Source organism: Bradyrhizobium pachyrhizi (assembly GCF_001189245.1).
Taxonomy (GTDB): Bacteria; Pseudomonadota; Alphaproteobacteria; order Rhizobiales; family Xanthobacteraceae; genus Bradyrhizobium; species Bradyrhizobium pachyrhizi.
Genome location: NZ_LFIQ01000049.1, coordinates 117,345 through 122,833, shown reverse-complemented (window position 1 = coordinate 122,833; position 5,489 = coordinate 117,345). Strand labels below are relative to the sequence as shown.

Below are 5,489 nucleotides of genomic sequence, written 5' to 3'. Positions count from 1 at the left end.
GTCGACCACGAAGCCGACCGCAATCGTCAGCGCCATCAGCGAAAGGTTGTCGAGCGTATAGCCGAACACCCACATCAGCGCGCAGGCGCCGAGCAGCGCGAGCGGCACGGTCACGGCAGGAATCACCGTCGCCCAGAAGCTGCGCAGGAACAGGAAGATCACCATGACGACCAGAACGATGGTGATCAGCAGCGTGATCTGCACGTCCTCGACGGCGGCGCGGATGGTCAATGTCCGGTCGCTGATGATCTTGATCTTGATGGCGTGCGGAATGGCGGTAACGAGCCTTGGAAGCTGCTCCTTGATCCTGTCGACCGTCCCGATGACGTTGGCGCCGGGTTGCTTGAAGATGACGAGGAACACGCCGCGTTTGCCGTCCGCCCAGGCCGCCTGTTTCATGTCTTCCGGCGCGGCGACGGCCCGGCCGATGTCGCGGATCCGCAACGGGCCGCCGTTGCGATAGGCGACGATGACGTCATTCCAGTCCTTGGCATCCGGCAGCTGATCGTTGGCGTAGATCGTGTAGGCGCGGCTGGCGCCGTCGATGTTGCCCTTCGGACTGTCTGTCGTCGTGATGGCGATCTGGCCGCGGATATCTTCCAGCGACAATCCCTTGGCGACCAGCTTGGCGGGATCGATCTGCACGCGAATTGCGGGCTTCCGCTGGCCGCCGATGAACACCTGGGCGACGCCCGAGATCTGACTGATCTGCTGCCCGAGCTGGGCGTCGACCGCGTCGCTCACCTTGATCAGCGGCAATGTGTCCGAGGTCGCCGACAATATGAGGACAGGCGAGTCCGCCGGGTTGACCTTGCGATAGGTCGGCGGCGACGGCAGGTTCTTGGGCAACTGGCCGCCAGCGGCATTGATCGCGGCCTGGACATCGTTGGCGGCGCCGTCGATGCTGCGGTTCAGATCGAACTGGATGGTGACCGCGGTCGACCCCAGCGAACTCGTCGAGGTCATTTGGGCGATGCCGGGAATCTGCGCGAATTGCCGCTCCAGCGGCTGCGCAACCGAGGACGCCATGGTTTCCGGGCTGGCGCCGGGCAGACTTGCGGAGATCTGAATGGTCGGAAAGTCGACCTGCGGCAGCGGCGCGACCGGCAGCAGGGGATAGGCGACCATTCCGACGAACAGAATGCCGGCCATCAGCAGCGAGGTGCCGATCGGGTAGCGGATAAACCGAGATGAGATGCTCTCGTTCATTTCTGCGATCCAAATGAACGGCAGGCGCATCTTTTCCCGAAGGTCGGGAGTCGTGCTCGAAAGCTCGAGCGCGAACGCGCGTTTTCCTCGCCATGGCCAATCGGCAGATCGCGGAGTTTGCCTCCGCGTCTACCTGTTTTTTGCCAGCATAATCATTCCGGGGGGCGCCGCGCGAATGGAAACGTCGGACCGGCCATTCGACGTTCGTTCAATGGCCGGAATTTCGTGCCGCTATCGCCGTTTCGGAAGCGTCAAAAATGTCGCTGGCGCAAAATATATCGTGGAACGACATAGAATTGCGCGCGCGGTTGGCTCGACGCCACGAGAGAGCGTCACGATTGTTCAGGCGCAGCCTGTCCGGTGCAACTTGCTCGTGCGGCGGTCCTAGGCGATGTCGAACTCGTCCTGCATCCTGGTCACGATGTCGCGAAGCTCTTTTTCCTTCGCCTCGTCCAGCGCGGTCTCGCGGGTGCCGCCGAGATCCCAGCTCGGCGTATAGCCCTTGAGCCGGATCAGCTTCAGGCCCGTGACACCGGATCGTCTTTCGAGTTCGGCCGTGATCTCGTGCTGCATTTGAAGTGTCTTCATCATGCATCTCCGGGAACGCTATTCCGCTCAACAGGACAGCCAGCGTCATGTTCCTCGCGAGCGCGCGTCGGATGCGTGTCCTGCCGTCCAGGAACGTCCGCCTTGCGGTCCACGTTGCTTCCGGTCGAACCAGGAAAGGACCTCACATGAAGAAACTGGCAACGATCGGATTGGCTGCGGCCATGATGCTGGCCACCTCGCTCGCCTTTGCGCAGGGTGGCGGCGGCGCCGGTGGAGGATCGGCCGGCGGCGCGAGTGCAGGGGCGGGGACCGGAAACTCCGGCACAGGAACCGGCACCGGCGGCACCACCGGGATGGGAACAGGCTCGGGAATGAGCAATCCGCCCGGCAGCACGACCGGCAACATGAACAACCCAGGCACCTCGACGCCGAACTACTCGACCGACCCGAACAACAATCCCGCGACCGGGACCGGGACATCGAACCTGCCCGGCAACAACAGCGGAACGCGGACCAATCCGCGGTGATCGCGAAAGCCCCGCCTCAGTGCGGGGCTTTTCGTTACGGCGCGATGGGCAACGAAAAAGCCCGGCACGATGGCCGGGCCGGATCGCGAATATAAACAGATATGTATGTACGAGGCTTGGCAATGCGACGATCTAACCGAATGCCAATCTGATCGTCTGTGCACTTTAGCACACTTGCGCGGCCTCCATGCCTAGCGACCGCCGCCATCGCATCCGGCCGCGGGCTTATGCGGCTCATATGCCGCGGAGCCCGCGGCGCTCTCGAATTCATATCCCGCCCTGAAGATATTGAGCCCAATGCAAGCGCTCCCGCGGACGCCAGGCCGCCGAGGCCCGGCCGCACGCGCGTGAGCGAACGGGAAACAGGTGATGTCATGTCTTCGCTTCAGATTGCTATCGGCGACCGGATCATCGAGCCGATGATCGCGCTTGCCGGCTGCACGACGCAACAGCGCATCGTCGTGGCCGGCACGAGGAGCATGGAATTGATGTTCGAGCTGCAGCGGCGCGGCTATGCGCGCGCGGCGGCGTCGGGCAATTGCGGCCGCCCGGCAGGTCAGTACGACGTTGCGCTGGTCGATTGGCGGCGGCGCACGCTTCTCGCACTCGAGCCGACGCTGGACTGGTTGACGAATGTCCTCAGCGCGCGTGCGGTGCTGGTGGTGTGGGTCGATGCCCAGAAGGCCTCGGCCAACCAAAGCCTGCGGGCGTCGCTGGAGCGGCGCGGCTTCGTCGTCGAGCAGGGCATCGTGCATGAATGCGGCTGCGCGCTGTCGGCACGGAGGTCGCAAACCCATCCGCTGCAGCTGGCGGCCTGACGCGCTGAACGCGGCTTATCGCGAAGGGAAATCGCCATGTCCAAGGTGCGACGCGCCGTGATCCGCGAATGGATGCTGCTGGCGCGCGAGAAACGGCAATCCAGCGAGCAGGCGGCTGCCTTTGCAAGGGCGGCGCTGCAGCGGCACGACCTGCCGCGCAGCAGCCGGCGAACACCGCATGAAATCATCATGCGGTGGCTGCGGCCACGCACCGGACGTCCTTGAGCGGTGGCCGCCACCGTCGTGGGGCGGGAGGCAATCAACAGCAGAGCAATCGATGCGTGTCCATGAGTTAGAGCTGTCCCCGCATGCGCCTCGCGACGCGGAGGATCTTGTTGCCGAAATCGCGAGGTCAACGTCCGACGCTGCGGCGTGCAGCGCCGCGGCGCTCGCGCTGGTATGTTGCGACATCATCGCGGGCGAGGGACCCACGGTGGCCGGCCGGGCGCATTTCTCGCGAACGATCGACGCCGCCGACGCCGCGCTATGCGCCCGCATCCTCTGTGCCGCCGGTCGCGCCGGGCATTCGGTCAGTCGCGCCGAAGCCGACGCGCTGTTCGCGATCGATGCGGTCGGGAGCGAACGGGTCGATGACGGACGTTTCGACGACCTGCTTGCCAAGGCGGTGCTGCATCATCTGATGGGCGCTGCCGGCACAACCATTCCCGGCCGCGAGCAGGCGCTGGCCCGCGACAATCCGCTGGATAGCTGGGGGTCGGCGATCGTGCTGGCTGCGGAGCCGCGATCCTGGCTCGCCGGTCATCTTGACTGGATGAAGCCGTCATCCTCCGCCGCGCGCACCATCGATGCGGTGCTTCATGTCAATCCGGCAGGACCCCGGCTGCCGCTCGGCATTCTCTTCAACATGGCGGCCTGAACAGGCCTCGCCGGGTCAGCGCGACGGCTTGGCTTTCTGCCGCGCCGGCCTTGGGCTCTCCGACTTCGTCATCGTGACCGCCGGCTGCACCCGCAGGCCGTCCACGAATACGTCCAACAGCCTGAGCGCGGTGGTCTGCCAGCCGGGCTGGTCGTGCATGTAGCACATGCCGATCAGCGCCCGCAGCACGTCCTCGGCGCTGATATCGTTGCGGATCGCGCCGGCCGCGACTGCGCGCGCGAGCAACGTGCCGATCGCCCCGGTCAGACGGTCGAACGAATAGGCGTGCAATTCGGTCGAGCCGTGGGCGACCAGCGCCAGTGCTGCGACCATGCCCTTCTTGGTGGCGACGAATTCCACATTGGCGCGCAGCCAGCGGCGCAGCGCCTCGACCGGCTCGGGGGCGCATTGCAGTTGCTCGGCCAGATCGCCGAGCTGCTCGACCTCGCGGCGATAGACCGCCTCGTAGAGCGCCTCGCGGGTCGGGAAGTGGCGATACAGCGTGCCGATGCCGACGCCGGCATGGCGCGCCACCGCCTCGAGACTCGCCTCGCTGCCGCCGGCCGAGAACACGGCCTTGGCCGATTCCAGCACGCGCTCGCGATTGCGGACGGCGTCGGCGCGGGGCTTGCGTGCAATTTCTGGTGATCGACCGGCCATCGCTTTTTCTTTTCACCCTCCCTTGTAAACGGAGGATGCCTCCGTATATGGCGACCAGCACCGGACCTGACAAGGCGCGCCGATCCTGCATCGGTGGCCACGGGCTTCCGTTGCCTCGATTCAACCCGACCATACACGGATCGGAGCCCTGCATGAATCTCCCACTCAGCCTCACCATCAACGGTGTCCGCCGGGAAATTGCCCTCGACGACCCCCGCGTTACCCTGCTCGACCTGTTGCGCGAGCGCCTCGATCTCACCGGCACCAAGAAGGGATGCGACCGCGGCCAGTGCGGCGCATGCACCGTCCTGGTCGACGGCCGCCGCATCAATTCCTGCCTCGCGCTTGCCGTCAGCCATGACGGCGCCGAGATCACAACCATCGAAGGCGTCGCGCGCGGCGACCAGCTGCATCCGGTGCAGGCCGCCTTCATCGCCCATGACGGCTTCCAGTGCGGCTTCTGCACGCCGGGCCAGATCATGAGCGGCATCGGCCTGATCCAGGAGGGCCAGGCCGGCGAAGATCCGGAGCGCGTGCGCGAATGCATGAGCGGCAATCTGTGCCGCTGCGGGGCCTATCAAGGAATCACCGAGGCCGTGCTCGAGGCGCAGGCCAGCATCACCGCGACCAAGCAGAGGCGCTCCGCATGATGAACTTCGATTATGTCAGGCCGGCCAGCGTCGCGGACGCGATCGCGGCGGCATCCGAAAAGGGCGCAAGCTATCTCGCCTCCGGCACCAATCTGCTCGACCTGATGAAGGGCGGCGTCAGCCGGCCGAGCCTTCTCGTTGACGTCACGCGTCTGCCGGGGCTCGACCGCATCGAGCATCTGGCCGACGGCGGCCTGCG

General features: G+C 65.4%; 9 protein-coding genes. 6 read left to right on the top strand and 3 right to left on the bottom strand.

Going from position 1 to position 5,489, the window contains the following annotated elements:
• Both AKL29_RS44520 and AKL29_RS08095 read right to left on the bottom strand, forming a co-directional pair.
• A partial coding sequence (locus tag AKL29_RS44520) for an efflux RND transporter permease subunit (RefSeq protein ID WP_244481830.1) occupies nucleotides 1-1,209 on the bottom strand: 1,209 nt, incomplete at its 3' end.
• Between the two features lie 384 nt (nucleotides 1,210-1,593).
• A complete protein-coding gene (locus AKL29_RS08095; protein ID WP_016844551.1) occupies nucleotides 1,594-1,797 on the bottom strand; it encodes a hypothetical protein in 204 nt (67 codons plus the stop codon).
• Nucleotides 1,798-1,943: 146 nt separating this feature from the next.
• Between AKL29_RS08095 and AKL29_RS08090 the strand changes: the two genes are divergently transcribed.
• The 4 genes from AKL29_RS08090 to AKL29_RS08075 all read left to right on the top strand — a co-directional run bounded on the left by AKL29_RS08090 (nucleotide 1,944) and on the right by AKL29_RS08075 (nucleotide 3,980).
• On the top strand, nucleotides 1,944-2,285 hold the full coding sequence (locus AKL29_RS08090; protein ID WP_050383742.1) for a hypothetical protein: 342 nt from the start codon (nucleotides 1,944-1,946) through the stop codon (nucleotides 2,283-2,285).
• A 374-nt stretch (nucleotides 2,286-2,659) separates the two neighbouring features.
• Nucleotides 2,660-3,103, top strand: a complete 444-nt coding sequence (locus AKL29_RS08085) for a hypothetical protein (protein WP_028335721.1) — start codon at nucleotides 2,660-2,662, stop codon at nucleotides 3,101-3,103.
• Between the two features lie 36 nt (nucleotides 3,104-3,139).
• Nucleotides 3,140-3,328 (top strand): hypothetical protein, encoded by a 189-nt coding sequence (locus tag AKL29_RS08080; RefSeq protein WP_028335720.1) that lies wholly within the window; start codon nucleotides 3,140-3,142, stop codon nucleotides 3,326-3,328.
• A 52-nt stretch (nucleotides 3,329-3,380) separates the two neighbouring features.
• Nucleotides 3,381-3,980: a hypothetical protein gene (locus tag AKL29_RS08075; RefSeq protein WP_050383741.1), complete on the top strand. Its 600-nt coding sequence runs from the start codon at nucleotides 3,381-3,383 to the stop codon at nucleotides 3,978-3,980.
• A gap of 15 nt (nucleotides 3,981-3,995) precedes the next feature.
• Here the strand turns inward: AKL29_RS08075 and AKL29_RS08070 are convergent, their stop codons facing one another.
• The gene (locus AKL29_RS08070) at nucleotides 3,996-4,640 is read right to left on the bottom strand and encodes a TetR/AcrR family transcriptional regulator (protein ID WP_050383740.1); all 645 of its coding nucleotides are present in this window, start codon (nucleotides 4,638-4,640) and stop codon (nucleotides 3,996-3,998) included.
• Between the two features lie 152 nt (nucleotides 4,641-4,792).
• Here AKL29_RS08070 and AKL29_RS08065 point away from each other — a divergent pair, with 152 nt between their 5' ends.
• Complete coding sequence (locus AKL29_RS08065) at nucleotides 4,793-5,290, top strand: (2Fe-2S)-binding protein (protein ID WP_028335718.1); 498 nt, start codon at nucleotides 4,793-4,795, stop codon at nucleotides 5,288-5,290.
• Nucleotides 5,287-5,489: FAD binding domain-containing protein (locus AKL29_RS44515; protein ID WP_244481838.1), on the top strand; the 203-nt coding region annotated here is incomplete at its 3' end. The genes AKL29_RS08065 and AKL29_RS44515, both read left to right, overlap by 4 nt.

Bases quoted from the DNA above. Each gene is read 5' to 3' on its own strand.
- AKL29_RS08080 (WP_028335720.1), top strand. From the start codon at position 3,140: ATGTCCAAGGTGCGACGCGCCGTGATCCGCGAATGGATGCTGCTGGCG.
- AKL29_RS08095 (WP_016844551.1), bottom strand. From the start codon at position 1,797: ATGAAGACACTTCAAATGCAGCACGAGATCACGGCCGAACTCGAAAGA.
- AKL29_RS08085 (WP_028335721.1), top strand. From the start codon at position 2,660: ATGTCTTCGCTTCAGATTGCTATCGGCGACCGGATCATCGAGCCGATG.
- AKL29_RS08070 (WP_050383740.1), bottom strand. From the start codon at position 4,640: ATGGCCGGTCGATCACCAGAAATTGCACGCAAGCCCCGCGCCGACGCC.
- AKL29_RS08075 (WP_050383741.1), top strand. From the start codon at position 3,381: ATGCGTGTCCATGAGTTAGAGCTGTCCCCGCATGCGCCTCGCGACGCG.
- AKL29_RS08090 (WP_050383742.1), top strand. From the start codon at position 1,944: ATGAAGAAACTGGCAACGATCGGATTGGCTGCGGCCATGATGCTGGCC.
- AKL29_RS08065 (WP_028335718.1), top strand. From the start codon at position 4,793: ATGAATCTCCCACTCAGCCTCACCATCAACGGTGTCCGCCGGGAAATT.